Below are 26,560 nucleotides of genomic sequence, written 5' to 3' on the forward strand. Positions count from 1 at the left end.
TTTTCCTTGTAAGTAATTTTTTTAATTTGAACAGGGTATCCGTCGTCTCACTGTCAAAGCGGGACCTGTGAATAGTCCCGTTACTCGCGTGCTGGTCAAAGTCAAAAACTCTTATTTCCAGTGATCAAATGGCGCGTCGATGAAAAGCCTTGTTAGCGGTAGGGGTTTGTAAGAAGGGCTTGGAACCGCTGTCGTGCCGGGAGATAGCAGGCGCGCAATGGCAAGCCACAAACAGTGATTTTGAAGAGGGGAAGGGGATTTGATTCAAATCAGAAATTATTATTTTTATTCTCTGACTCGGATTCAGTGTGCAGGCGGAATCAATCCTTGATGCCTGCTTGAGTTTCGCGGGGTGGTTGGCCGGCCAAGGATCAGTGATTCATGCAACGCAAGCGGCCGAGTTCGTGAACATAAAAACACACGGCGTTTTTATCGGTCACAGGGATGAGTTCATAGTTCAGAACGGCGCCTTCCTGGAGGACGTATTGGCGTCGAAAAAAAAGATCCGGCGTCTTTTCAATGGCGAACAGTTCGTTGTCCTGACTCAGTTTTACGTTATTGATTTTGATCTGAACGTGATGATTGCTTTCCCGGATCACGCTGGCGGTGATGGTCGCATTACGAATTTTGTCGTTCAGGTTTTCCAGGGTTGTTTGAGTCAGTCGGCCATGCCCAATGGTCAGATATTCTTCGGTATTGAGTTGATTGGCGTCTTCAAGCCATTGGCGAGTGATCGTTTGATAACTGGTATTTTCCATGTAGTAAGAAGGTGAATAGAACAACGAAAAAATGCAGGCGGCATTGATGATTCCTAGCACTATCCAGTGAGTAATAGAGGATGTCGCTGGCTTCATAGGGTCGCCTCTAAACATTGTTGGATCATCTTTGCGAGGTCTTTTTGATCGCTGTTTAATTGTAAATTTGCGGTGCTTGAGTCCGGGCGGACGCACGAAACGGAATAATTTGTCTTGTAAAGATTCAGCCAGACCTGCCCTTTTAGGTTGGGCGAATATTTCTGAACCTGTTGGATCGACTGATCCCTCAGTGATTCAGCTTCAGCGACGGTATGGCCCACTGCATGAATGATCAGTTCGTTCTGTTTTGCGCTGGAGATTTCTATTTTGGGTGTGTCGAAACCCGAGTGAAAGCCTGTGTAGGCACAGACGCCCAAGGTCAAGACATAACCCATTAAATGCGCCTTGGTCAGGTAGCTTGATTTCTCGGTTTTTACTGAAGAGGGTGGCGGGACATTAATTTCACGCGAAGGTAACTCTTCAATGACGCAAACAGGCGGTTGCACCGTTTCATCATCGGGAATCGGCAACTCTGGTGGGGCATCGACGACGTATTGACGATTGAAGCAATAGCCTCGGCGAGGAACTGTCATCAGGATCTCGTGATCCCGGCTGTCGTTGAGAATGTTCCTGAGTGAGAAAACGGCCTGGTTCAAACTGCCGGAAGCGACGACACGGTCATTCCAGGCGTAGTCAGTGATTTCCTCGCGGCTTTTAGTTTGGCCAGGCTCCGTCAGCAGCAGGTCCAGTAGACGCGATTCAGCTCTACCCAGGGTGGAAGTTTGGACTTCTCCATGGGGCGTGGTGATGGAAAGCGAGGCGGTATCTGGGTCGAAAAGGGCCATGGCACCATTTTTCAACTTGAAGGCGTAGCGCATGGGAGTCCTCCGTTCAGTTGGTTCTGGCTGAGTATAGAGACGGCATTCTGAGGTTGAATTGATGTATTACGGGCGTGTCGGGAAGGCGAACGACTATGGACGGGCAGGCGCGGAACGTGCAATCAGGCGATCCGGGCAATGCTGGAATTGCCCATCGGAAATGTCACGGGAGTCAAGCAAGGGTCATCCACAGGGTTTCAATCGGGGGGCATATGATGCTTGGTTCCAGCCTTCAGCGCTATCCGAAATCTGCAAGGCAGCGCGCCGTATGCCTCTGGCATTGGGCATCGACTGAGTCAATCTGTGGATCAAGAGGCGGGCTGCAGCATGGCGCGCAATCCATGCCGGTCATGAGAACGTCAGGGGCTGACCGTCACGACGAAGGCATGGAGAGAAGGAAAAGAAGGGTGTGAAAGGACTTCAGAGGAGGGCGAACCTACAAACATTCCAGTGCCGCGCGCTCTAGACGGGATGTGTGCAAGGTGGAGGTTGCCAGTCGGCGATCGTATAAATACACCTTGGCACCGTTGTCCGTCTCGTAGGCCTCAAGCACGTCGTCCACGGCGATTTTGCTCGATACCACGATTCTGTAGCCGCGATTGTTTTCAGAGACGGCTGGGTTGATTTTATCGTCTTTCAACTTGGGTTCGACGCAATCGACATACTGTTCAGGCGACTTGTGGGTTTGCAACGTAGAGGTCGGGTCGTTCGGCGAGAATGAACAACCGGTCAAGAGCACGGAAGCCAATGTCATCGTGGGTAAAAAAAGAACACGCATCGGTAGAGTCCTCAGGTTCGTTACGTTTCACCAGGCCCGGTTGATTGGCGGTCAAGGCAAAACGTTGTAGCCGCGCTGTTGCAGGCAACTGCTGTATACGGAATTGTTGGCGGTGATGTTTTGCTGGTTGGTGGCGACGGTTTGTCGGCGTTCTTGACGTTGCCTCGAGGCACCGATCACTGCGCCGGCCGCGGCGGCACTGCGTGCATTGTTCTGGCGATAGTCCTGTTTGACGTCGTCGTCGATCTCGTCATAAACGTCATATTGCCGGCCACGCACCTGCGCAGCAGTGGCCCCGGCGACCGCGGCAGTGGTGGCGCCTTTGACCCGCCCTCCGGTAGGCACCGTGCTCTGGATAGGAAATTGGGCATTGGCCTGTGTCTGGCAGGCACTGCTGTCTTGCTGGATGGTCTGGGACGTCTGGTTTTTCAAGGGAACCAGCGTTACCGCCATGGCACCGGAACTGGCGAGTAATAAGCACGCCGAAAGGGTAAGGGTCGGTAGTTTCATAAAGTTTGACTCTCGCCAGGCTTAACATTCGGGCGTGGCGGTTTGCTCGGGAAGAGGCAGCGTACTGCCGTTGCGAAACGCGATCCCATGACAAGGGCAGGCGGACAAGCCAACGTTGCCATGGGGTATCCCGTGCCGGTTATTGCTTGGTAAGCATGGCCTGCATGTCGGTCGTCAAGGTCTTGAAAGCGGCCTTGAAGTCATTGGCAGCGATTGGCTGGCTGGCATTTTTCAGCGTCCCGCCAAACACCTTGCGCACCACCTTGGCGACCGGAAGGCCGGTCTTGGCGTCGATCAGATCGGCCTCCAGATACAACTCGGCCGTCTGGTCGCGATGGCCGGTGGCGGCTTGTGTTGCCCCGACGATCGCGGCGACTGGCACGGCCTCATACCAATGCATGCCCTCGTTAGAGGCGTTGATGTCGGTGATCGCCGCTTGCAGGATCAATGTCCGCGAATCTGAGGGGGCCTGTTGCACATTCGGGACGATTTTGTAGGTGGGGGCGAGGGCGGTACGGACACTGTCACCGGCCATGTTCTGCACGTCTTCCAGGGTTTTCAGATTGACGCGTGCGGTCGGTATCGGCGCTGGATACAACTCAACCTGATTGAATACGACAGTCGAGTAGGCATGAGGATCAAACCCCGGTGCAACCCATCGCATGACCTTCTGCTCACTCGGCGTGGTTTGTTCTTCCAGCCCCTGATAGTTGGGCAGGTAACCCGAGTATTGATCTTGCTGCGTCACCTTGGAGACACAACCGACCTGAAACACGCAGCTCAAGGCAATCCCGGCAATCCATTTATTCGACATGGTCATGTGTTCTGTTCTCTAGTTTTGAAAGTTGTCATTCAGGTTCCAGACTGGCCCCCGTACCGACCTGTGCTACGCAACGCTTTAGGCTGCACGTCGGTCAATGCGCTGGGCATGCTGCCCCGCGGGTTTGGAAAATCCGAATCAATAACTATCAAAATCCAAGAGACGTCTCTATTCCGGGCCTCTGATCCGCTTTTTTAATGATTTATCAATGTTTTTCATCGTGGTTATTCGACGAAATCCGGGTTTTTCATGACTCGATGTGAAGTCGCTCAATGCTCATGGGCATGCGTATGGATGGTCAGGGCACCCGGCACCTTGGTGCGTTCCAGCCCCCCTCGATCGAGCCACCGTAGCGTTTGCTCATAGGCTCGCTGCAGCAAGGACTCGGTCTGTTCAAAGTTGAACACCGAGACATCCACGGGGCACAAGGGCGGGACGATGTGCAGGCTGGTGAGCGTGCGGAAGTGTTCGATGTCACTCACCAGTTGGCGCATGCTCATCAGATTGACGGTGTGCAGGGCCAGGGCCACCAGGCCTCGGGGCGGTTGTTTGAGGTCGCAACTCACGCCGGTGGGGATGACCACGACCTTGGTGGCGCCCAGGGCGACGGCCGTCGAAATGGGTGTGTTACTGGCCACGCCGCCATCAATCAGGAATTGGTCGGCGATTTGTACGCTGGGGAACACCAGTGGAATGGCCGCGCTGGCCAGCAACGCCTGCTCGAGTTCGCCACTGGACAGCACCGTCTCGGCACCACTGAGCAGGTCGGTGGTGACAATGTACAAGGGCAGCACCGCATCCTCGATGCGATGAATGGGCAGTGCCCGCCCCAGCAATCGATGCAGGGCCTGCGGCTGCAACAGAAAGCCGCGCCGTTTGATCAGGCCTCTACAGGTATCGAGCCAGGAGAGGGGGAAAATGTCCGTCTTGTTCAGTCCGCGCCAGAAACCGGCGAGCGCCTCGACGCCATCGGCATCGGGCCTGGCGGCAAAGTAGGCACCGTTGATGGCGCCGACCGAAGCGCCAATCACCATGTCGAATCGAACATCCGCCTCGACCAGGGCCCGCAACATGCCCACCTGCACCGCACCCAAACTGCCGCCGCCAGCGAACACGATTGCGGTTTTCGTCGCCATGATCGAAGTCTCGGTGCTGAACGTTTCGAATGAGTGTAGCTGGGCGAGCGTGGGCCCGGCACGACAGCGTTATCGAACGCTCACCAACGCCCGCGCATAAAAAAAGCGCCGACATTGCTGTCGGCGCTCTGCCCGCACAAGGCATTACAACTTACGCTTGAACCACCGGGATCTTGGCGTTCGCCGCCACTTCACGGAACTCGGCGATCTGGTCGAAGGACAGGTAGCGGTAAACGTCGGCCGCCATGCTGTCGATCTTGCCCGCGTATTCCATGTACTCCTCGACGGTTGGCAACTTGCCCAGGATCGAGGCCACGGCCGCCAATTCCGCCGACGCCAGGTAGACGTTGGTGGCGTCGCCCAGTCGGTTCGGGAAGTTGCGGGTCGAGGTCGAAACCACGGTCGAGCCGGTCTGTACTCGTGCCTGGTTACCCATGCACAGCGAGCAGCCTGGCATTTCCATGCGCGCACCGGCCTTGTCGTAGATGCCGTAGTAGCCTTCTTCGGTCAGTTGGTGGGCGTCCATCTTGGTTGGCGGAGCCAGCCACAGGCGGGTCGGGATGCCGCCGTCGACCTTTTCCAGCAGTTTGCCAGCCGCGCGGAAGTGACCGATGTTGGTCATGCACGAGCCGATGAACACTTCGTCGATGCTCTGGCCCTGCACGGTGGACAGAAGACGGGCGTCGTCCGGATCGTTCGGCGCGCAGAGCACAGGCTCCTTGATGTCCGCCAGGTCGATCTCGATGACTTCGGCGTACTCGGCATCCTTGTCCGCTTCCAGCAGCTCAGGGTTGGCCAGCCAGGCTTCCATCGCTTGAGCGCGACGTTCCAGGGTCCGGGCATCGCCGTAGCCTTCGCCGATCATCCAGCGCAGCAGGGTGATGTTCGAGCGCAAGTATTCGGCAATGGCCTTTTCCGGCAACTTGATGGTGCAGCCCGCAGCCGAACGTTCGGCTGAGGCGTCGGACAGTTCGAAGGCTTGCTCGACGGTCAGTTCGTCCAGGCCTTCGATTTCCAGGATGCGGCCGGAGAAAGCGTTGATCTTGCCTTTCTTCTCGACGGTCAGCAGGCCTTGCTGGATCGCGTAGTAAGGAATGGCATGCACCAGGTCACGCAGGGTGACGCCGGGTTGCAGTTTGCCCTTGAAGCGCACCAGCACCGACTCCGGCATGTCCAGCGGCATGACGCCGGTGGCGGCCGCGAACGCCACCAGACCGGAACCGGCCGGGAACGAGATGCCGATCGGGAAACGGGTGTGGGAGTCACCGCCGGTGCCGACGGTGTCCGGCAGCAGCATGCGGTTGAGCCAGCTGTGGATGATGCCGTCGCCCACTTTCAAGGAAACGCCACCGCGATTGCGCATGAAGTCCGGCAGAGTGTGATGGGTTTTCACATCCACGGGTTTCGGATACGCCGCGGTGTGGCAGAACGACTGCATCACCAGCTCGGCGGAGAAGCCCAGGCACGCGAGGTCTTTGAGTTCGTCACGGGTCATGGGACCTGTGGTGTCCTGAGAGCCCACGGTGGTCATTTTCGGTTCGCAGTAGGTGCCCGGACGAATGCCGGTCACGCCGCACGCCTTGCCGACCATTTTCTGCGCCAGGGTGAAGCCCTTGGTGCTTTGAGCTGGGGCTTCAGGCTTGTTGAACAGGGTCGAAGGCGCCAGGCCCAGTTCGGCGCGAGCCTTCTCGGTCAGGCCACGGCCGATGATCAGCGGAATACGGCCGCCAGCGCGCACTTCGTCCAACAGGACCGGGGTCTTGAGTTCGAAGGTGGCCAGGACTTCGTCGGTTCCGTGCTTGCAGACTTTACCGGCGTGCGGGTAGACGTCGATCACGTCGCCCATGTGCAGGTTCGACACGTCGAACTCAATCGGCAGTGCGCCGGCATCTTCCATGGTGTTGTAGAAGATCGGTGCGATCTTGTTGCCGAAGCAGAACCCACCGGCACGTTTGTTCGGTACGTACGCAATGTCGTCGCCGAAGAACCACAGCACCGAGTTGGTTGCCGATTTACGCGAAGAACCGGTACCGACCACGTCACCCACGTAGGCCACCGGGAAACCTTGGGCCTTGACGGCTTCGATTTGCTTGAGCGGGCCAATGGCGCCTGGTTGTTCAGGCTCGATGCCGTCACGGGCCATTTTCAGCATGGCCAGGGCGTGCAGCGGGATGTCAGGGCGCGACCAGGCGTCCGGGGCAGGGGACAGGTCGTCGGTGTTGGTTTCGCCTGGCACCTTGAACACGCTCAGGCTGTATTTCTCTTCGATGGCCGCGCGGGCGGTGAACCATTCGCCGTCAGCCCAGGATTGCAGTACGCCCTTGGCGTGAACGTTGCCGTTCTTGGCTTTTTCAGCGACGTCGTGGAAGGCATCGAACATCAGCAGGGTGTGTTTGAGTTGTTCGGCGGCGACGGCGGCCAGTTCGGCGTCGTCCAGCAGCTCGACCAGGGTGGCGATGTTATAGCCGCCCTGCATGGTGCCCAGCAGTTCAACAGCGCGTTTCTTGTCGAGTAGCGGGGAAGTGGCTTCGCCCTTGGCGATGGCGGACAGGAAGCCGGCCTTGACGTAGGCGGCTTCGTCCACTCCAGGCGGTACGCGATGGGTGATCAGGTCGACGAGGACAGCTTCTTCGCCAGCCGGGGGATTCTTCAGCAGCTCGACCAGGCCTGCAGTTTGTTCGGCGTTTAGTGCGAGGGGCGGCAGGCCTTCCTCGGCGCGCTCTTGGACGTGACGGACATAGGCTTGGAGCACGGTGATCTCCTGCGGATAGTGCGCTGGGTAATGGGTACGCAAGGTGGGGTAGCGGAACAATCCGTTACCAGGAAAAAGCAGGAGCAGGGTTTCGGTTACCGAGGGTGACCACCCGTGGCAGCGCCGAAAGAACCTGCTCCTGCAAACCCGTAAAAATCATTTATTGTCGACACATTGATATTGCGAAGCGGAATCTAAAAGGATAATTCGTTGATTGCAACTAGATTGTCGACACATGGTCGATTTTTGTTTGTGGCAAAACCGAAGGACACCTGACAGGTGCGTCTGGATCGGCCACGACATTCGACCTGAGTAGGAGCGAAGCTTGCTCGCGATGGCGGTGTGTCAGGCAGTCCACGTTTGACGGGCCTACCGCCATCGCGAGCAAGCTTCGCTCCTACAGGAAACGCTAACCGTTCCCAGACACTCTGCTTGTCATCGGAAACCCTCTCTGCTCACTTGTCATAGTGGCTAATAGCCGCTAAACGTTAGAGTGTGTTCTTGGAGAGGGGCCTGAAGATGATTTCAAGATTCGTTGTTGTCCCTGCAATACCGACGGAAACGGGATCAATACGTAGTGGGACGCGCTTTTATTGCGAGACGGCGCCAATCGGTTTCAACATCTATGACAACGAAGAGAAACGTCGTTTGAAGACGACCTATCAGGTTCGCCAGGAAGCACAGGAGGCGTGTGCGAGGCTCAACCACGATCAATTTCGGGAGATTCTTGTAGAGCGAGAACCCATGGCGGTGCTTTAGACTATTGCCAAGGTGAATCCGACAGGTTCTGCTGCAAGGCAGAACGCTGGCGGACAGCGACAGCAATTTGGACGCTCTGGGTATTTGGAACATCAGGATGATAGGGACAAAGCGACGCAGCTCGCTCATGGGTTTTATTTTTATCGCGGGTGGCCTCGTTGTTTTTTCGGCCTTGCTATTGCTCAAGTCCGAGACTCAGAGGAGGGAAACGTATTTTTCCGAATACGTGCAGAATATTTCTGCAATTGTGCGCAATCAGCTCGATACCAATGAAGCCGTGCTCTCGGGGTTCTCGGCATTCCTGCAAGCCGTAGATCAAAGTGATACCGAAGCGGCGACCCGCTATGCGGCAGTCGTGTTGTCAGCCTATCCCCATATCTACATGCTCGAAGCCGCACGCGCCGTGCCTATCGCCGAGCAATCCGTCTTTGAAGACCTGCTGCGCCGCACATGGCGGCCAGACTTCAAGCTCAAGGATTTCCCCAGCCTCACTCAGCAGCCAGCCCAACCTCAGGCCTTTCTCAATGAGACTTGGCCTGTATTGTTCATGTACCCGTTACTCCCTGAATCCAGCTCGATTTACGGTGTGAGGCTGGAGACGGTCGCTTACCTTTCGTACGCACTGGCACGAACCCATAGCAGCCAGAAACCCGTGGTTTCCCCCGTGTTCTCCATGTACGAGGGCGGCAGTGCCTACATTCTGATGCAGTCAGTCAATCGACCTGAGCAAGAGCTAGAGAGTGCCAGACCCAATTTTTTTGGTAGCACAATGGTGTCGCTGCTGTTGATCAAGACGGGCTCGCTACTGGATGCCGTCAATCAGGCTAACGTCGATCCACTGGTGCACATTGCCGCCACGCTCAAGACCGGGGCCGGCTCTGAAAGCGATGTGTTTTCAACGCCGGTTCAACAGGCAGGTTTTCTTGATCGCCTGTTTTTGCCGCAATTGAATGACCGTGTCGAAATCCACAGCGCATCGCAACCCATGACGCTGGTATTTGAGCGCCAGCTGCGCTTTGCTGATGTCCTGACCGAAGAAATGTTGATGATTCTGTTGGTACTCGCCGGGACTCTGGTGCTGATGCCGATGGTCTTGATCCGGCATTTCAAGGCGATCGATACGGCCGAAGTCGAGCACGAGCGCGCAACCTACCTCGCCACCCACGACGTGCTCACGCAACTGCCGAACCGTTACCTGTTCGCCGAGCGTTTTGCAGAGGCGTTTTCGGATTGGGAAGTCAAAGGCGTACCGTTTGCCGTGCTGTTGATCGACCTGGATCACTTCAAGGAAATCAACGACCAGCACGGTCACGAAGTGGGCGATCAGGTTCTGCAAACGGTCGCACGCCGAATGCTTCAAACCAGCCGCTCATGTGACACCGTTGCCCGGTACGGTGGTGACGAATTTGTGATGTTGATCTCCAATCTTTCCGACCCCCAGACGGCAGAGTCGCAAGCGACAAGGGTGTTCGACGCCATCACGCAGACCGCGGTGACCAGTGCCGGAGAGCTTTCGGTGTCGTGCAGTGTCGGCGTTTCGCTTTGTCCTGTTCATGGTCGCAGTCTCGACTCATTGCTTAAAGCGGCGGATCAGGCGATGTATGGCGTCAAGCAGCTTGGGCGTAGAGGGGTGGGTGTGATTGAGTTGCCGGCTGGATGAGGTGAGTGCTGTGTTGCACGTCTACGGATAAACCGCTCCATTGATCCATATTCCCGACCTCAACAGACGCGTACTCGCCTTCCAGCCTTTGCCTTTTCGGTAGACCCCAGTAGCGGCCGAAGCACCGGGAGGAGCCAGGTCTCGAACATAGGCCAGCGCCGACGCTGGCCAATCCAAGGTTTCAATACGCTCGTGATCCGATGACCTCCCGTACGGAGGCCGTACTTCTTCGTCTCGTGTGTCGATGTTAAAAAATGTTATTTAGAAAAAATACTTCACATAATCCGTTCATTGGTGGATGATCTGCTCCATCTACAACGCGGCCAACGTCTGCGCCTTGCAGGTGTTGAAGCAGTCGCTGCTTTCCTCTGGAGTACCCCATGAATAACAAGAATGTCGGTGTCGTTGGTCTGGGTGCGATGGGGCTGGGCATTGCCCGCTCGTTGCTGCGCAGCGGTTTCAATGTGCATGCCTGTGATGTGCGTGCTGGCGTGACAGAACAGTTCGCCGGGGAGGGCGGTGTGGCTTGCCCGTCACCGTCGAACATGGCGGCTGAGTGCGACGTGATCATCACCGTGGTGGTCAATGCCGAGCAGACTGAGACCGTGTTGTTTGGAGAGGGTGGCGCCGTGGCTGCGCTGCGCCCGGGCAGCCTGGTGATCGGCTGCGCCACGGTTGCTCCGACTTATGCCGTGGATCTTGGCCAGCGTCTGGCCGCGTTGGGTCTGTTGTATCTGGATGCGCCGATTTCCGGTGGTGCTGCAAAGGCGGCGGCTGGCGAGATGACCATGATGACCTCGGGCCCCGCCGACGCCTATGCCAAGGCCGAGTCGATTCTTTCGGGCATGGCGGGCAAGGTGTACCGCCTGGGTGACGTCCATGGCCTGGGTTCAAAGGTCAAAATCATCAACCAATTGCTCGCCGGTGTGCACATTGCCGCTTCCGCCGAAGCCATGGCACTGGGGCTGCGTGAAGGGGTCGATGCCGATGCGCTGTATGAGGTGATCACCCACAGCGCCGGTAATTCCTGGATGTTCGAAAACCGCGTGCCGCACATTCTCAACGCCGATTACACGCCGTTGTCCGCCGTGGATATTTTCGTCAAGGACCTGGGACTGGTACTCGATACCGCCCGTGCCAGCAAATTCCCGCTACCACTGTCGGCCACCGCTCACCAGATGTTCATGCAGGCATCCAGTGCCGGCTTCGGCCGTGAGGATGATTCGGCGGTGATCAAGATTTTCCCGGGCATCGAATTGCCGACCGCCAAGCCTGAGCCCGTGTGAGGAATACCCCTATGACTACAACCACCGCACGCCCGCTGCTGGGCTGCATCGCCGATGACTTTACCGGTGCCACGGACCTGGCCAACATGCTGGTGCGCGGCGGCATGCGCACTGTGCAAAGCATCGGTATCCCGAGTGCGGAAGTTGCCGCCGGGCTTGATGCCGATGCGATCGTCATCGCCCTCAAGTCCCGTACCACGCCGGCCGTCGAAGCGGTCGAGCAGTCTCTCGCCGCGCTGGCCTGGCTGCGCGAGCAAGGTTGCGAGCAGATCTTTTTCAAATATTGCTCGACGTTCGACTCGACCGCGGCCGGCAACATCGGCCAGGTCAGCGAAGCGCTGTTGGCGGCACTGGGTAGCGACTTTACCCTGGCGTGCCCGGCGTTCCCGGAAAATGGCCGGACGATCTTTCGCGGCCACTTGTTTGTGCAGGATCAGTTGCTCAGTGAATCGGGCATGCAACATCACCCGCTGACACCGATGACCGATGCCAATCTGGTCCGGGTCCTGCAATCGCAGACTCGCCTGGATGTCGGTCTGCTGCGCTACGACACCATTGTCCAAGGTGCCGAGCAGGTGAAGGCGCGCATCGCCGAACTGAAGGCCCAAGGTGTGGGCATGGCCATCGCTGATGCCTTGTCGGACCGCGATCTGTACACCCTCGGTAGCGCCTGCGCCGACCTGCCATTGTTGACGGGCGGTTCGGGCCTGGCCCTTGGCTTGCCGGAAAACTTCCGTCGCGCCGGCAAGCTGCGCGACCTCGATGCTTCGAAGCTCCCGGCAGTGTCCGGCGGGGAAGTGGTGTTGGCCGGCAGTGCGTCGATTGCCACCAATGGACAAGTGGCGGCTTGGCTTGAAGCCGGTCGACCGGCCTTGCGCATTGATCCATTGGCCCTGGCGGCTGGTGAGCCGGTGGTGGCGCAAGCCCTGGCCTTTGCTCGCGAGAACGAACACACCGTATTGATCTATGCCACCAGCTCGCCGCAGGAGGTCAAGTCGGTGCAACAGCAACTGGGTGTGGATCACGCCGGCAGCCTGGTGGAAAACGCCTTTGGCCAAATCGCTCAAGGTCTGTGTCAGAGCGGTGTGCGTCGCTTCGTGATCGCCGGTGGAGAAACATCAGGTGCCGTGGTGCAAGCACTGGGCGTGCAGCTTCTGCAGATCGGCGCGCAGATCGATCCGGGTGTTCCGGCGACGGTCAGCAGCACTGATGAGCCTTTGGCGCTGGCGCTCAAATCGGGCAATTTCGGTGGCCGGGATTTCTTCACTAAAGCGCTTAACCAACTCGCGGGAGGTGTTCAATGATTAACGAAAACGCCCTGCGCGAAGAAATCTGTGCGACAGGCCTTAGCCTGTACCAGCGTGGATACACCGTCGGCAGTGCCGGCAATATCAGCGCACGCCTGGATGATGGCTGGTTGATCACGCCGACTGATGTCTGCCTCGGGCGCCTCGATCCGGCCACCATTGCCAAGGTCAATCTGGCCGGCGAATGGGTGTCGGGGGACAAGCCTTCAAAGACCCTGGCGCTGCATCGCCAGGTCTATGACCGCAACCCGACTGTCGGCGGCGTGGTGCATACCCACTCCACCCACCTGGTGGCATTGACCCTGGCGGGCGTCTGGCAAGCGAACGACATTCTGCCGCCGCTGACGCCCTATCAGGTCATGAAAGTCGGGCATATCCCGTTGATTGGTTATCAGCGACCGGGTTCGCCAAAAGTGGCCAAACAGGTTGCCCAACTGGCCAACAGCGTTCGCGGTGTGATGCTCGAACGCCTTGGCCCGGTGGTCTGGGAGAGTTCGGTTTCCAAGGCCAGCTTCGCTTTGGAGGAACTCGAGGAAACCGCACGACTGTGGCTGATGAGCAATCCCAAGCCAGAACCCCTCGACCAGGCCGCGCTGGACGAGCTGCGAGAAACATTTGGCGCGCACTGGTAACGCGCAGACTCGACACGAAAAAACGATACCGCAAGCCTTGCCCGGGAGACGCCCTGCGACTCTCGACGGACGCGGCTTGCCTGAAAAAACAATAACAACAGGAAATCCAAGCATGACTCACCTTCACTGCGGCATGTGCAGATCCATGGGTAGCACCGTTTCATTGACCCTGCGTGGGGGGCTTATGAAATGAGCCCGTTAATCCTGATGATTACCGCAGGGGCAGGCATCGCCCTGTTGTTGTTCCTGGTGCTCAAGTACAAGTTCCAGCCCTTCGTGGCCTTGATGCTGGTGAGCATTCTGGTAGCGCTGGTGGCCGGGGTGAAGCCGGCTGATCTGGTCGCTACCATCGAAGGGGGTATGGGCAAAACCCTGGGCCATATTGCGATCATCATCGCGCTGGGTGCGATGATCGGGCGGATCATCGAGCTTTCCGGTGGTGCCGAGGCGCTGGCCAAGACGCTGATTACCCGTTTCGGCAATCGGCGTACGCCCCTGGCGTTGACGATTGCTGGCTTCATGGTCGGGGTGCCGGTGTTCTTCGAGGTGGGCGTGATCATCCTCATGCCGCTGGCTTATGGGATTGCCCGGCGCGCACGCAAGCCGCTGTTGGTGTTCGCGTTGCCGATGTGCGCAGCCTTGTTGACCGTACACGCCTTCCTGCCACCGCATCCGGGCGCCGTGGCCGCTGCCAGCCAATTGGGCGCGGACCTGGGCCGCGTGTTGATGTTCGGTCTGCCCATCACAGCCTTTCTTTGCTACATAGGCTACCGGGTGGCCGGGCGCATGACCCGTCGGGTGTACCCGATGACCGACGATATTCGTGCCGAGGTCTATGGCCCGCATGTCACCAACGAAGACCTGGCCGCCTGGACCAACGGCAACGACACGAACCCCGAGCGCGCGGCACAAGCCGTATCGCACATGGGCCTGGAAGAGTCCACCAGCAGCATCGTGTCCAAACTGCCGCCGGCACCCGCGCCGGGTTTTGGCCTGATCGTCAGCCTGATTCTGCTGCCCATTATTCTGATTCTGTTGGGGACGCTGTCCACCTCGCTGCTGCCTGCCGAATCGACTCTTCGCGCGATCATGACCGTGCTCGGTGCGCCGCTGGTGGCGCTGTTGATCGACACCTTGCTGTGTGCCTGGCTACTGGGTTCGCGTCGGGGCTGGAGTCGCACTCAGGTATCAGATGTGATCGGCTCGGCCTTGCCGGGCGTTGCGATGGTGATCCTGATTGCCGGTGCTGGCGGTGTGTTTGGCAAAGTGCTGGTGGACACCGGAATCGGTGCCGTGGTCTCCGATTTATTGCGCACCACAGGTCTGCCGGTGTTGGCGCTGGGCTTTGTGCTGACTATGTTGTTGCGCGCGGTGCAGGGCTCGACCACCGTGGCGCTGGTCACCACTGCCGGTATCATCAGCCCGTTGATCGTGAGCCTCAATCTGACCCCGAACCACATGGCCCTGCTGTGCCTGGCCATGGGCGGTGGCGGGTTGGCCATGTCCCATATCAATGATGCCGGTTACTGGATCTTCACCAAACTGTCAGGCCTGAATGTGGCCGACGGCTTGCGCACGTGGACGGTATTGACCACCTTGCTTGGCACTTTGGGGTTCTGTATTACCCTGCTGATCTGGCCTTTTGTCTAACCCATTATTTCAGGAGCTACCATGCCTCGTTTTGCTGCCAATCTAAGCATGCTCTACCCGGAACATGAGTTTCTGGATCGTTTCGCCGCTGCGGCTGCCGATGGTTTCGAAGCGGTCGAGTATCTGTTCCCCTACGACTACAGCGCTCAAGAACTCAACCAACGCCTGACCGACAACGGCCTGGTACAGGCGCTGTTTAACGCGCCACCCGGTGATTGGGCGGCGGGCGAGCGGGGGACAGTGTCGTTGCCGGGGCGCGAGAGCGAATTTCGCAGCGGATTTGATCGCGCCGTGGAATACGCCAGTGTGCTGGGCAACTCACGCATCCATGTCATGGCCGGCCTACTGCCTTGCGAGAGCGACCGTGCACGGCATCACGCGATTTATGTGGAGAACCTCGCCTACGCCTGTGCCCAAGCCGCCAAGACCGGCGTCACCGTGTTGCTCGAACCGATCAATACGCGGGACATGCCGGGCTTTTTCCTCAACCGGCAAGATCAGGCCCAGGCCATCTGTAAGGAAGTGGGCGCCAGTAACCTGAAGGTGCAGTTCGACTGCTACCACTGTCAGATCGTCGAAGGCGACCTGGCCACCAAACTGCGTCGGGACTTCGACGGTATTGGTCATATCCAGATCGCTGGCGTGCCGGATCGGCATGAGCCGGACCTGGGAGAGGTCAATTACCCGTATTTGTTCGAGCTGATCGATCAGTTGGGTTATGACGGCTGGGTAGGGTGCGAGTACCGACCGCGTGGCAACACCTCGGCCGGTCTGCAATGGCTGCGCGACTGGAAGGCTCGTCAGGCGCAATAGCGCAAGTCACGAGCGGGCTCTGCTGGATGCACGAGCCCGTCGAGTCACGCCGCAGGATGATCAGATGGTAGCAACAGCTCGACACCCTGCTTGCGAATTCCGTCGGCTGCGGCAGGAGCCAAAGCATCATCGCTGAGGATGATATCGAACTGCTCGAGCCCGGCGATTTTGTACATGCTAAAGGTGCCGTATTTCGAACTGCTGGCCACCAGCACCACTTGCGAGGCCGATTGCATTGCCGCTTGTTTGACCTCCACCTTCAGCGCCGAAGGCGTGGTGAGTCCGCGACGCAAATCCCATGAGCTGGTCGAAATGAACGCAATATCAGTGACGACCTGACGCAAGGTGGCCACTGCCAGGCTGCCCACACTCGATTGATTAGAGTGATCCAGTTGCCCACCGGTATGAATTACCGTGACATGGGGCGCGTCGATCAGTGCATGGACGATACCGAAATCGTTGGTCACCACGGTCATGCCCGACAGTGCCTTGATGTAGGGGACGATTTCCAGGGTGCTGGTTCCCGCGTCCAGGTAAATCGCCATGTCGGCATGCAACAGGCGGGCGGCCAATTTGGCCATGGCCTGCTTCTGCGGCAGTTCCACCACTGCCTTGAGCTGATGGCTGGGCTCACTGTGCAGCTGGCTGGCAATTCGCACTCCACCCGTTACCGAATAAGCACGACCTTCCTGTTCCAGCAACGCGATGTCGCGGCGTATGGTCATGTGCGAACAGTCGAACATTTCCATCAATTGATGAACGCTCAGCACTTGATGCTTGCGTAACTGCCTGAGCATCAATTCACGGCGCTGTTCAGGGATCATCGGTGCGCCGCTTTCGGTGGCGATGTCCTTTTGGCTTGGCATTCGGGCTCCAGAATGAATAAATCGCAGACTAGGAAGACGGGCAACCATAGTAGCGAATCTGCTTCTGGATCAGGCAAAAAAGAAGGTGGCTACTCGATTGTCGCGCGCAAAGGCCGGGGGGCATGACCTTGTCAGAAGTGGGGGGAGCACGCCGGTTTCAGTCGCGGCCTAGCCACCCACTTCAGGTCCTTGGTACCCGATATGACGTTGTAACGCGATGGACCCTCCTTAAAGATACATCAGCGTTATTTTGCCCGACTGTCCAGGGTAATACAGACGAGCTCTCACAATGTACTTTCGACCTTTGAAGAGCTTATAGGTAATCGTCGCATTTCTTTCCTCGCCGCTATCATCGTCTGCCGTTAAATATCTCGGATCTCCTTTTATATCTTCGAACAAAACAAGCAGCGCGTCAGTGGCCCCCTTTGTTTCGATACAGTAACTTCTGGACTCGGTGGGTGCGATCAGGTAGTCAATCTGTTTGCCGGCGGCGAGGGCGACGGTTACCGGCTCCGCCAGTACAAGCGGTTTCAGGCCTGCCGCCAAGGGTGGATACCATTGACGAACCCATTCCTTATCTCCATTCGAAAGCACGCCTGGAGGGACAAGCCCATTGATATCGTATTGTTGCGGTTCATCGATTAGACCTGAATCAAACTCGTACTCCATAATTGAATCAGGGTCCCACTTCGATCCATTGACCTGCTGCGGCGTCAATTTTTCCAATATGTTGTGATACGTAGTTGCGCGGTCCCAATTATTGGGAGGACCTCCCAATGAATCATATACGGCTTGTTCATGCCACTTGATTCCCGCAAAGGGGTTTTGATGCTCATGCTCCATGCCGAGCACATGTCCAAGTTCATGAAGCGCGGTCCCACGCCCATAGGGTGTCGTGAGATCCCAACCAAAAACCGTGGTTGGCTCAGTGAGCGGAACACTCAGGACATCGCGACCGACTGCGGAGGCAGAAGCCCCATCGGCGGTCGAGTAACCAATTCGGACTTCGGCCTCGCTCAGTTGATTAACCTCTTTGAACTCAAGGCCTATGCCGACCGCTTTCCATTTCTTGAAAGCATCACGAACTGCATCCGCCTGCACTTTCGGAACCGCATAGCGAGAGCCTTTGCCAAAAAAACAATAGTGAAGAACCGTACCGTTAGCCCATTTGGTGGTTGTCCTGAGAATGGCGGCGGCCCTTCGCGGATCTACAGTCACGGAGGAGGAGAGTTGCCGCACCGGCCGTGGTAGATTTGCGCAGAGTGGTTTAGATATGTTCTGTGGCTTTTTGGATAACTTGGGTTTAGGCGCGCGGGCCATATAAGTCTCCTTGGCAAGATGAACATGACGAAACTGGGTAGTTCTCGAAACACTGCGGCAGTAGTGTTTTTCAAAACTCCACGGTCATTAACTACCTGGCTCGACATTGACTAACCGCAAACTAGTAGGTGCCTACATCTATAGACTGGCCGGCGGAACCATGCTGGACATAGTTGCTATATGCGTTATCACTGATCTTGCTAAGCCTGACAGCTAGTTGTCCGGAATCATGGCCTGGAACGCGCCCGGTGTTGTCAAAAACGCAGTTTGATTACCCAAAAGAGAAAAGTCATGGCCGATGCCCGTGCACAATCAGTTCCCAGATAGCGAGCGTCTGGTGCCACATAACGTGGGGCAAGAATGGCGTCCTCATACGAAGGTGGGTGTCTATCCTCAATAGTGGTTTGATTCATTCAGCAAGGCCCGAATGGACGTGATCTCATGATTGAACACCGATTTAAAATTAGATTTTCCGAGATCGAAGCCGCAGTGCCACCTGCACCAGGCCTCTATGAGATCGTAACGGACGAAGTAACGCTGCTGAAGGTAGGCATCAGCAGCAATTTACGTAGACGGCTTATTCAGCACCGGCAATCCAGGCAATCTCGCCTGAAGCTTAAGGATGCCGTTAACCCGCTCTGCCTTGGCGTTTTGATAACAATCGTAACCATCGGTCATCGAGCACGTAATGCCATGCTTGGCATGGAGCTTTTTATAAAGCACCGAGCAGTACCACGCTGTGCCCGGGTGGCAAAGAGCGTATGCGCAGGTTGATGGCCGTGGTCGAAAGCGGGGGAGTGGACCTGTCTGCGCTGGTGACTCACCGTTTTAAACTGGACGACATTGAAGCGGCTTACGATCTGTTCGCTCATCAGCGCGATGGGGTCATGAAGGTGGCGATTACTCCGTGACGCGCACTTACTGAGTTACTGAGGGCGAAGCCACCGCTAAAAGCCCTCAACCTCTTTTGACGGCCGCTTGCAAACACTCCACAAAGCGCTGGGCAACCGGCGTGAGCAGCGTGCCCTTGCGCATGATGATGCTCATCTCAAGCGCCGGCTGTGCCTGCTCCAACGGGATCTGCCGCAACCCGAGGCTGGCGATGCTGTCGGCCAGCAGGCGTGTGAACAGCACCAGGGAATCGGTGCCGATCACCAGGCCCAGGGCGATGGCGAAGGATGAGCAGTGGATGATCCGCCGTGGCAGCGCCAGAGCGGCATGCTCGAACATCGCCTCCATCACGCTGTGCTGGAAACCGCCCGAGGGTACGGTGCTCAGCCACTGTGCGTCGGCCAGTTCGGCGAGGTGGCGAGCGTTGACCAGCGGATGTCCTGCCCGCGCCATCACCACGAAGTCCGTCGAGAACAGCGGCACGCTGATCAGGTCGTCCCCCAGCATGTCGGGTAGTACGTGGGAGACGACGAAATCCAGTGAGCCATCGCGCAGATGCTGCACCGCGAGGGGGAACTTGACCTCCATGAAGGTCATTTCGGCATCCGGCGCCGTTTTCTGGAATTGCTCCAGCGCCTTTGGCAGCAGGCTCAAGGCAATGGTCGAAGTCGCGCTGACCCTGACCTTGCCACGCAGGTTGTTCTTGATCTGATCGAGTTCTTCCCGTGCTCGACGCAGGTCTTCGAGTATCTGCTGGGCACGGATTTGCAGGGCGATGCCGTATTCGGTCAGTTCGATGCCCTGCACGTTGCGCGTCATCAGGACAACGCCCAGATCGCTCTCCAGCTCCTGGACACTGCGGGTGACGGCGGGCTGTGTCAGGTTCAGGCAGCGGGCGGCGGCGCGCAGGCTCTTTTCTTCGGCGACGGTCACGAACACCTGGAGCTGGTTAATTTTCATGGCGTTCTCATGCCTGCTTGGTGATAAAAAAAACTGATCATACTCAAAAAAATAGGATCTTTTCAGAGCATTCGCCAATCTCTACTGTGGCTTCACACCCCGCCCGGCGGTGGCTTACAACAAAGAGCACCAACAAAGAGAAGCCAAGCGATATGGACACTACCCGACGTTACTGCGAGGTCGCGGACCTCGCCGAATCGGCTGAAGAGCTGCGCACGATACGCCACCACCTGCACCAGCATCCCGAACTGGCCTACGAAGAACGGGAAACGGCCGCGCTGGTGGCAAGAAAACTGGAGGAGTGGGGTTATGCGGTGACCACCGCTGTCGGGCAAACCGGCGTGGTCGGCTCGCTGACCGTCGGTGACGGGCCGCGCAGCATCGGCATCCGCGCCGACATGGATGCCTTGCCGATTCTTGAACAAACCGGCTTGCCCTACGCCAGCCGGCATCCCGGCAAGATGCATGCGTGCGGCCATGATGGTCACACCACCATGCTGTTGGGCGCCGCCCGTTACCTTTCGCAGACGCGCCGTTTCTGCGGCACCGTGCATCTGTACTTTCAGCCGGCGGAGGAGCACGGGATCAACAGCGGTGCGCTGAGCATGATCAACGACGGCCTGTTCGAACGCTTTCCCTGTGACGCGGTGTTCGGGTTGCACAACCATCCGGGCGCACCGGCCGGCACGATGTTGTTTCGTCGCGGACCGCTGCAGGCGGCGGGCGATAACGTCTACATCACCATCAAGGGCAACGGTGGCCATGCGGCACGGCCACATCTGACGGTCGATCCGGTGGTGGTGGCCTCAAGCATCGTCATGGCCTTGCAAACCATCGTGGCGCGCAATATCGATCCCACAGCGCCGGCGGTGGTAACGGTTGGCGTCTTGCAGGCCGGGACCGCCAACAATGTCATTCCCGGCAGTGCCAGGCTTGAATTGAGCGTGCGTTCGTTCAGTGGCGAGGTGCGTGCGTTGCTCAAGACGCGCATCACTGACCTGGTACAGCAGCAGGCCGCCAGCTACGGCGCCGAAGTCGAAATCGACTACCTCATGGGCTATCCGGTGGTGATCAATAGCGATCGCGAAACCGAGTTTGCGATCGCGGTGGCACAGGAGCTGGTGGGCGTCGACAAGGTGGTGCCACACACCGACCTGCTGATGGGCAGCGAAGACTTTGCCTACATGCTGCAAGCCCGCCCGGGTTGCTTCCTGCGCCTTGGCAATGGCGACGGAGAAGACGGCTGCATGGTCCACAACCCGGGCTATGACTTCAACGACAGCAACCTGCCGATCGGTGCCGCCTATTGGGCGCGGCTGGTGGAGCGTTACCTGGCCCAACCCTAGTCGCTTTTCCTCTCAGCCAGCCTCTCGTATAGAGAACAACAGCACGGCTGGCGACCTTGAATGAACCTGTCTTCGGAGTTTCAAATGAACAAACTCGTCATTTCGCTCGCCCTTTTTCTGGCCGCCAGCGGCGCATATGCCAAGGACTGGACCGTTATCCGTTTCGGTGTCGATCCCAGCTACGCACCGTTCGAGTCGAAGGCGCCCGACGGTACGCTGGTGGGCTTTGATATCGATATCGGCAATGCCATCTGTGCCCAGCTCAACGCCAAATGCGTATGGGTGGAAAGTCCCTGGGACAGTGTGATTCCGGGGCTGAAAGCGAAGAAGTTCGACGGCATTCTGTCGTCGATGAGCGTGACCGAAAAGCGCCTGCAGCAGATCGACTTCTCGGACAAGATCTACCACACCCCCTCCAGCCTGGTGGCGAGGAAGGGCACGGACATCCAGCCGGTGATCGAGTCGCTCAAGGGCCGGCGCATCGGCGTGGAGATGGGCTCGACCCAGGAAGCCTTTGCCAAGACCCACTGGGCGGCCAATGGTGTAACCGTGCTGTCGTACCAGAATCAAGATCTGGTGTATCAGGACCTGCTGTCGGGGCGACTGGATGCCGCGCTGCAGGACACGGTGCAGGCGGATATGAGCTTCCTGAAAAGCGAGCAAGGTCGTGATTTTGCGTTCGCTGGCGAGGCTGTGCACGACACCAAAACCCTGGGAATGGGCGGATCCATCGGCTTGCGCAAGGAAGACACCGATTTGAAGCAGGCCATCAACGAGGCCTTGGCCGAGATGCACCGCAACGGCACCTACGAAAAGATCCAGGCCAAGTATTTCGATTTCGATATCAACAACGGGTAGCCGATGGGCGCATGGGTTTTGTAGGGGGAGGGTGCTGCACCTTCCGACCAAATGCTTAAGCCTGTCTGTACAAGTAGAGATGGCTGCATTAGAGTCGGCCGCACACCTCGACTCATGGGTCTGTCCGCGACCTTGCCGGGTGTTTGCATCTTGATCGGCTCCACGAACGATACCCGTGCGCCACAAGCGCTCATGTTGGTCTTCAGGAAAACAACAATGAAAAAAACCTTTCTGATCCTTTCCACTTCAGCTCCCTGCGTGTCTGCCTCTCGCGTCATGGAGGTGCTCCATGCTGGATAACCTCTTGCAGATCCTCGGGCTGTCGGGCTTCAGCTTGAAGGGCTTTGGCCCGTTGCTGCTGCAGGGCTCGTGGATGACGGTGAAATTATCCTTCATGTGCCTGCTGGTGAGCGTGGGCCTGGGCCTGATCGGTGCCAGCGCCAAACTGTCGCGCTCGTCGCTGTTGCGCATGCCGGCGCAGGCCTACACCACGCTGATCCGCGGGGTGCCGGACCTGGTGCTGATGCTGCTGATCTTCTACAGCCTGCAAACCTGGCTGACCAACCTGACTGAAGCCATGGGCTGGGACTACATCGAAATCGACCCGTTCAGCGCCGGGGTCATTACCCTGGGCTTCATCTACGGGGCGTATTTCACCGAAACCTTCCGTGGCGCCATCCTCGCCGTGCCCAAGGGGCAGATGGAAGCGGCCACCGCCTACGGCCTGAGCCGTGCCCAGCGCTTTCGCCTGGTGGTGTTTCCGCAAATGATGCGCTTCGCACTGCCGGGCATCGGCAATAACTGGATGGTCATCCTCAAGGCCACCGCGCTGGTGTCGATCATCGGCCTGGCCGATCTGGTCAAGGTGGCCCAGGACGCCGGCAAGAGTTCCTACCAACTGTTCTTCTTCCTGGTGCTGGCGGCCCTGATCTATCTGGTGGTCACCACCATTTCGAACCAGGTCCTGCGCCGTCTGGAGATCCACTACGCAGCAGGCACCCGCGAGGCCGTACGATGATTGAGCTATTGCAGGAATACTGGAAACCTTTCCTCTATAACGACGGCCAGAACATCACCGGCCTGGCCATGACCCTCTGGTTGCTCAGTGCCTCGATCTTCATCGGCTTCGTGATGTCGGTACCGCTGTCGATTGCCCGGGTCTCACGCAATGTCTGGGTGCGCTGGCCGGTGCAGTTCTACACCTACCTGTTTCGCGGTACACCGCTGTATATACAGCTACTGATCTGCTACACCGGGATCTACAGCATCGCCGCGGTACGTGCCCAGCCCATGCTCGACGCGTTCTTTCGTGACGCGATGAACTGCACGATCCTGGCCTTCGCCCTGAACACCTGCGCCTACACCACGGAGATTTTCGCCGGGGCGATCCGCAGTATGAACCATGGCGAAATCGAGGCCGCCAAGGCCTATGGCCTGCGGGGCTGGAAGCTGTATGCCTACGTCATCATGCCCTCAGCCCTGCGCCGATCGCTGCCGTATTACAGCAACGAAGTGATCCTGATGTTGCACTCGACCACCGTGGCCTTTACCGCCACCGTACCGGACATCCTCAAGGTCGCCAGGGATGCCAACTCGGCGACCTTCCTGACCTTCCAGTCGTTCGGTATCGCCGCCGCCATTTACCTGGCAGTCACGTTCTCTCTGGTCAGCCTGTTCCGCCTGGCTGAACGCCGCTGGTTGTCCTTCCTTGGCCCGGCTCATTAATTCAGGAGGCTTGCACATGTACAAACTGACCGTTGAAAACCTGCACAAAAGCTACGGCAACCATGAAGTGCTCAAGGGCGTTTCGCTGAATGCCAAAACCGGCGATGTGATCAGCCTGATCGGCGCCAGTGGTTCGGGAAAAAGTACCTTTCTGCGCTGCATCAATTTCCTGGAAACGCCCAACGACGGCGCCATGAGCCTGGATAACCAGCCAATTCGCATGGTCCATGACCGGCATGGCATGCGCGTGGCCGACGCCGATGAACTGCAACGCCTGCGTACCCGCCTGGCCATGGTGTTCCAGCACTTCAACCTGTGGAGCCACATGACCGTGCTGGAAAACATCACCATGGCCCCGCGTCGGGTGCTGGGGGTCAGCAAGAAGGACGCCGAGGAGCGCGCGCGGCGCTATCTGGATAAGGTCGGTTTGCCGGCGCGAGTCGCCGAGCAGTACCCGGCGTTTCTGTCGGGTGGTCAACAGCAGCGCGTCGCCATTGCCCGGGCGCTGTGCATGGAACCGGAGATCATGCTGTTCGACGAGCCGACCTCGGCGCTGGATCCGGAGCTGGTGGGGGAGGTGCTCAAGGTCATCCAGGGGCTGGCAGAGGAGGGGCGCACCATGATCATGGTGACCCACGAAATGAGCTTTGCCCGCAAGGTGTCGAACCAAGTGCTGTTCCTGCATCAGGGACGGGTGGAGGAGCAGGGCGCACCCGAGGATGTATTGGGTAACCCCAAGAGCGAGCGCCTGCAGCAGTTCCTCAGCGGTAACCTGAAGTAAGGCCAAAAAACGCCATCAATCCCCTGTAGGAGCCGGCTTGCTGGCGATGGCGGCAGGTCAGGCGCTGCATTGCTGACTGGACCGGCGCCATCGCCAGCAAGCCGGCTCCTACAGGTTTTTACCCGGCCACCCATCGGGTTCGGCTCTTGAATCCAATCATTTCACCCACGACGGCCTAAAAAAAGGTTCGGTAAAAATTTCACTTGATTAAGCTTGTATATACATGATTGTATTTATACACCAGCTGTATCAACAAACCTACGTAACAGGCCATAACAAGAGGATTCTCGGTGAGCAAGCCAACCCCCGCCCCAGCAACAAAGCACCGTGACGTCGAAATCCGCGCACCACGCGGCAACACGCTGACCGCCAAAAGCTGGCTGACCGAAGCGCCGCTGCGCATGCTGATGAACAACCTCGACCCGCAAGTGGCCGAGAACCCAAAAGAACTGGTGGTTTACGGTGGTATCGGTCGTGCGGCGCGTAACTGGGAGTGCTACGACAAGATCGTCGAAAGCCTGACCAACCTCAATGACGACGAGACCCTGCTGGTGCAATCCGGCAAGCCGGTCGGCGTGTTCAAGACCCACAGCAACGCCCCGCGCGTACTGATCGCCAACTCCAACCTGGTACCGCACTGGGCCACTTGGGAGCACTTCAACGAACTGGACGCCAAGGGCCTGGCCATGTACGGCCAGATGACCGCCGGCAGCTGGATCTACATCGGCAGCCAGGGCATCGTCCAGGGCACCTACGAAACCTTCGTCGAAGCCGGTCGCCAGCACTACAACGACAACCTGACCGGCAAGTGGGTCCTGACCGCAGGTCTGGGTGGCATGGGCGGCGCGCAGCCACTGGCCGCCACCCTGGCCGGTGCCTGCTCGCTGAACATCGAATGCCAGCAGATCAGCATCGATTTCCGCCTGAAAACCCGCTACGTCGACGAGCAAGCCAAAGACCTGGACGACGCCCTGGCGCGCATCGCCAAGTACACCGCCGAAGGCAAAGCCATCTCCATCGCCCTGTGCGGTAACGCGGCGGAAATCCTGCCGGAACTGGTGCGTCGCGGCGTGCGTCCGGACATGGTCACCGACCAGACCAGCGCCCACGATCCACTGAACGGCTACCTGCCCGCCGGCTGGACCTGGGACGAATACCGCGCTCGCGCCAAGACCGAGCCGGCTGCCGTGGTGAAAGCCGCCAAGCAATCCATGGCCGTGCACGTTAAAGCCATGTTGGACTTCCAGAAAATGGGCGTGCCGACCTTCGACTACGGCAACAACATCCGCCAGATGGCCCAGGAAGAGGGCGTGGAAAACGCTTTCGACTTCCCAGGCTTCGTACCGGCCTACATCCGTCCGCTGTTCTGCCGTGGCATCGGCCCGTTCCGTTGGGCGGCACTGTCGGGCAACGCTGAAGACATCTACAAAACCGACGCCAAAGTCAAAGAACTGATCCCGGACGACGCCCACCTGCACAACTGGCTGGACATGGCCCGCGAGCGCATCAGCTTCCAGGGTCTGCCGGCACGTATCTGCTGGGTTGGCCTGGGTCTGCGCGCCAAGTTGGGCCTGGCGTTCAACGAAATGGTCCGCAGCGGCGAGCTGTCGGCGCCAATCGTCATCGGTCGCGACCACCTGGACTCCGGCTCGGTATCGAGCCCGAACCGCGAAACCGAATCGATGCAGGACGGTTCCGACGCCGTGTCCGACTGGCCGCTGCTCAACGCCCTGCTCAACACCGCGAGCGGCGCGACCTGGGTCTCCCTGCACCACGGCGGCGGCGTCGGCATGGGCTTCTCCCAGCACTCGGGCATGGTGATCGTCTGCGACGGTACTGACGAAGCGGCGGAGCGTATCGCTCGCGTACTGCACAACGACCCGGCGACCGGCGTCATGCGTCACGCCGATGCCGGTTACCAGATCGCCATCGACTGCGCCAAAGAACAAGGGCTGAACCTGCCGATGATCACCGGTCAATAACGTAAAACCCGTAGGAGCTGGATTGCTGGCGATGGCGGTATGCCTGACACCTTGCG

22 protein-coding genes and 1 pseudogene are annotated in these 26,560 nt (G+C 58.3%); 13 read left to right on the forward strand and 10 right to left on the reverse strand.

Features of this window, described 5'->3' with window-relative positions; translation table 11 throughout:
• Positions 1-371: 371 nt before the first annotated feature.
• The 7 genes from ABTV22_RS14265 to acnB form a co-directional block, all read right to left on the reverse strand.
• Positions 372-854 (reverse strand): hypothetical protein, encoded by a 483-nt coding sequence (locus ABTV22_RS14265; RefSeq protein WP_433741078.1) that lies wholly within the window; start codon positions 852-854, stop codon positions 372-374.
• Positions 851-1,672, reverse strand: a complete 822-nt coding sequence (locus ABTV22_RS14270; protein ID WP_433741080.1) for a winged helix-turn-helix domain-containing protein — start codon at positions 1,670-1,672, stop codon at positions 851-853. The genes ABTV22_RS14265 and ABTV22_RS14270 overlap by 4 nt, the downstream gene beginning before the upstream one ends.
• Before the next feature lie 436 nt (positions 1,673-2,108).
• Positions 2,109-2,450 (reverse strand): hypothetical protein, encoded by a 342-nt coding sequence (locus ABTV22_RS14275; protein WP_433741082.1) that lies wholly within the window; start codon positions 2,448-2,450, stop codon positions 2,109-2,111.
• A 51-nt stretch (positions 2,451-2,501) separates the two neighbouring features.
• Complete coding sequence (locus ABTV22_RS14280) at positions 2,502-2,960, reverse strand: hypothetical protein (protein WP_433741084.1); 459 nt, start codon at positions 2,958-2,960, stop codon at positions 2,502-2,504.
• 139 nt (positions 2,961-3,099) lie between these two features.
• On the reverse strand, positions 3,100-3,780 hold the full coding sequence (locus ABTV22_RS14285; protein ID WP_433741086.1) for a DUF3313 domain-containing protein: 681 nt from the start codon (positions 3,778-3,780) through the stop codon (positions 3,100-3,102).
• Between the two features lie 269 nt (positions 3,781-4,049).
• The gene (locus tag ABTV22_RS14290) at positions 4,050-4,916 is read right to left on the reverse strand and encodes a patatin-like phospholipase family protein (protein WP_433741088.1); all 867 of its coding nucleotides are present in this window, start codon (positions 4,914-4,916) and stop codon (positions 4,050-4,052) included.
• Positions 4,917-5,067: 151 nt separating this feature from the next.
• Positions 5,068-7,668 (reverse strand): bifunctional aconitate hydratase 2/2-methylisocitrate dehydratase, encoded by a 2,601-nt coding sequence (acnB, locus tag ABTV22_RS14295; RefSeq protein ID WP_433741090.1) that lies wholly within the window; start codon positions 7,666-7,668, stop codon positions 5,068-5,070.
• 886 nt (positions 7,669-8,554) lie between these two features.
• On the opposite strand from acnB, the gene ABTV22_RS14300 reads away from it, so the two are divergent.
• From ABTV22_RS14300 to otnI, 6 genes are all read left to right on the forward strand, one after another.
• Complete coding sequence (locus ABTV22_RS14300; RefSeq protein WP_433741092.1) at positions 8,555-10,087, forward strand: diguanylate cyclase domain-containing protein; 1,533 nt, start codon at positions 8,555-8,557, stop codon at positions 10,085-10,087.
• 380 nt (positions 10,088-10,467) lie between these two features.
• On the forward strand, positions 10,468-11,373 hold the full coding sequence (ltnD, locus tag ABTV22_RS14305; protein WP_433741093.1) for an L-threonate dehydrogenase: 906 nt from the start codon (positions 10,468-10,470) through the stop codon (positions 11,371-11,373).
• A gap of 11 nt (positions 11,374-11,384) precedes the next feature.
• Positions 11,385-12,677 (forward strand): 3-oxo-tetronate kinase, encoded by a 1,293-nt coding sequence (gene otnK, locus ABTV22_RS14310; RefSeq protein WP_433741095.1) that lies wholly within the window; start codon positions 11,385-11,387, stop codon positions 12,675-12,677.
• Complete coding sequence (locus ABTV22_RS14315) at positions 12,674-13,312, forward strand: aldolase (protein ID WP_433741098.1); 639 nt, start codon at positions 12,674-12,676, stop codon at positions 13,310-13,312. Before otnK ends, ABTV22_RS14315 begins: the two co-directional genes overlap by 4 nt.
• Before the next feature lie 189 nt (positions 13,313-13,501).
• Entirely contained in the window at positions 13,502-14,962 is a 1,461-nt protein-coding gene (locus ABTV22_RS14320) for an SLC13 family permease (protein ID WP_433741100.1), read from the forward strand.
• A gap of 21 nt (positions 14,963-14,983) precedes the next feature.
• Positions 14,984-15,775 carry a 2-oxo-tetronate isomerase gene (gene otnI, locus ABTV22_RS14325; protein ID WP_433741102.1) on the forward strand — a complete coding sequence of 264 codons (792 nt, stop codon included), beginning with the start codon at positions 14,984-14,986 and terminating at the stop codon, positions 15,773-15,775.
• A 44-nt stretch (positions 15,776-15,819) separates the two neighbouring features.
• Here the strand turns inward: otnI and ABTV22_RS14330 are convergent, their stop codons facing one another.
• Positions 15,820-16,641: a DeoR/GlpR family DNA-binding transcription regulator gene (locus ABTV22_RS14330; protein ID WP_433741104.1), complete on the reverse strand. Its 822-nt coding sequence runs from the start codon at positions 16,639-16,641 to the stop codon at positions 15,820-15,822.
• 228 nt (positions 16,642-16,869) lie between these two features.
• The gene (locus ABTV22_RS14335) at positions 16,870-17,961 is read right to left on the reverse strand and encodes a hypothetical protein (RefSeq protein ID WP_433741106.1); all 1,092 of its coding nucleotides are present in this window, start codon (positions 17,959-17,961) and stop codon (positions 16,870-16,872) included.
• 731 nt (positions 17,962-18,692) lie between these two features.
• Between ABTV22_RS14335 and ABTV22_RS14340 the strand changes: the two are divergent.
• Positions 18,693-18,872 (forward strand): annotated as a pseudogene (locus ABTV22_RS14340) (NAD(P)-dependent alcohol dehydrogenase); the annotation flags it as partial.
• Between the two features lie 46 nt (positions 18,873-18,918).
• Here the strand turns inward: ABTV22_RS14340 and ABTV22_RS14345 are convergent.
• Positions 18,919-19,812 carry a LysR family transcriptional regulator gene (locus ABTV22_RS14345; RefSeq protein WP_433741107.1) on the reverse strand — a complete coding sequence of 298 codons (894 nt, stop codon included), beginning with the start codon at positions 19,810-19,812 and terminating at the stop codon, positions 18,919-18,921.
• Positions 19,813-19,964: 152 nt separating this feature from the next.
• Between ABTV22_RS14345 and ABTV22_RS14350 the strand changes: the two genes are divergently transcribed.
• The 6 genes from ABTV22_RS14350 (at position 19,965) to hutU (ending at position 26,504) form a co-directional block, all read left to right on the forward strand.
• Entirely contained in the window at positions 19,965-21,158 is a 1,194-nt protein-coding gene (locus ABTV22_RS14350) for a M20 aminoacylase family protein (RefSeq protein ID WP_433741109.1), read from the forward strand.
• A gap of 84 nt (positions 21,159-21,242) precedes the next feature.
• Positions 21,243-22,016, forward strand: coding sequence for an ABC transporter substrate-binding protein (locus ABTV22_RS14355; protein ID WP_433741111.1), 774 nt, complete (start codon positions 21,243-21,245; stop codon positions 22,014-22,016).
• Between the two features lie 289 nt (positions 22,017-22,305).
• Positions 22,306-23,034, forward strand: coding sequence for an ABC transporter permease (locus tag ABTV22_RS14360; RefSeq protein WP_433741113.1), 729 nt, complete (start codon positions 22,306-22,308; stop codon positions 23,032-23,034).
• A complete protein-coding gene (locus ABTV22_RS14365) occupies positions 23,031-23,741 on the forward strand; it encodes an ABC transporter permease (protein ID WP_110962793.1) in 711 nt (236 codons plus the stop codon). The genes ABTV22_RS14360 and ABTV22_RS14365 overlap by 4 nt, the downstream gene beginning before the upstream one ends.
• A 16-nt stretch (positions 23,742-23,757) precedes the next feature.
• Positions 23,758-24,522 (forward strand): ABC transporter ATP-binding protein, encoded by a 765-nt coding sequence (locus tag ABTV22_RS14370; RefSeq protein ID WP_433741114.1) that lies wholly within the window; start codon positions 23,758-23,760, stop codon positions 24,520-24,522.
• Between the two features lie 290 nt (positions 24,523-24,812).
• Complete coding sequence (hutU, locus tag ABTV22_RS14375) at positions 24,813-26,504, forward strand: urocanate hydratase (protein ID WP_433741115.1); 1,692 nt, start codon at positions 24,813-24,815, stop codon at positions 26,502-26,504.
• Positions 26,505-26,560: the final 56 nt, after the last annotated feature.

It is taken from the genome of Pseudomonas putida (assembly GCF_050990305.1).
Taxonomy (GTDB): domain Bacteria; phylum Pseudomonadota; class Gammaproteobacteria; order Pseudomonadales; family Pseudomonadaceae; genus Aquipseudomonas; species Aquipseudomonas putida_AH.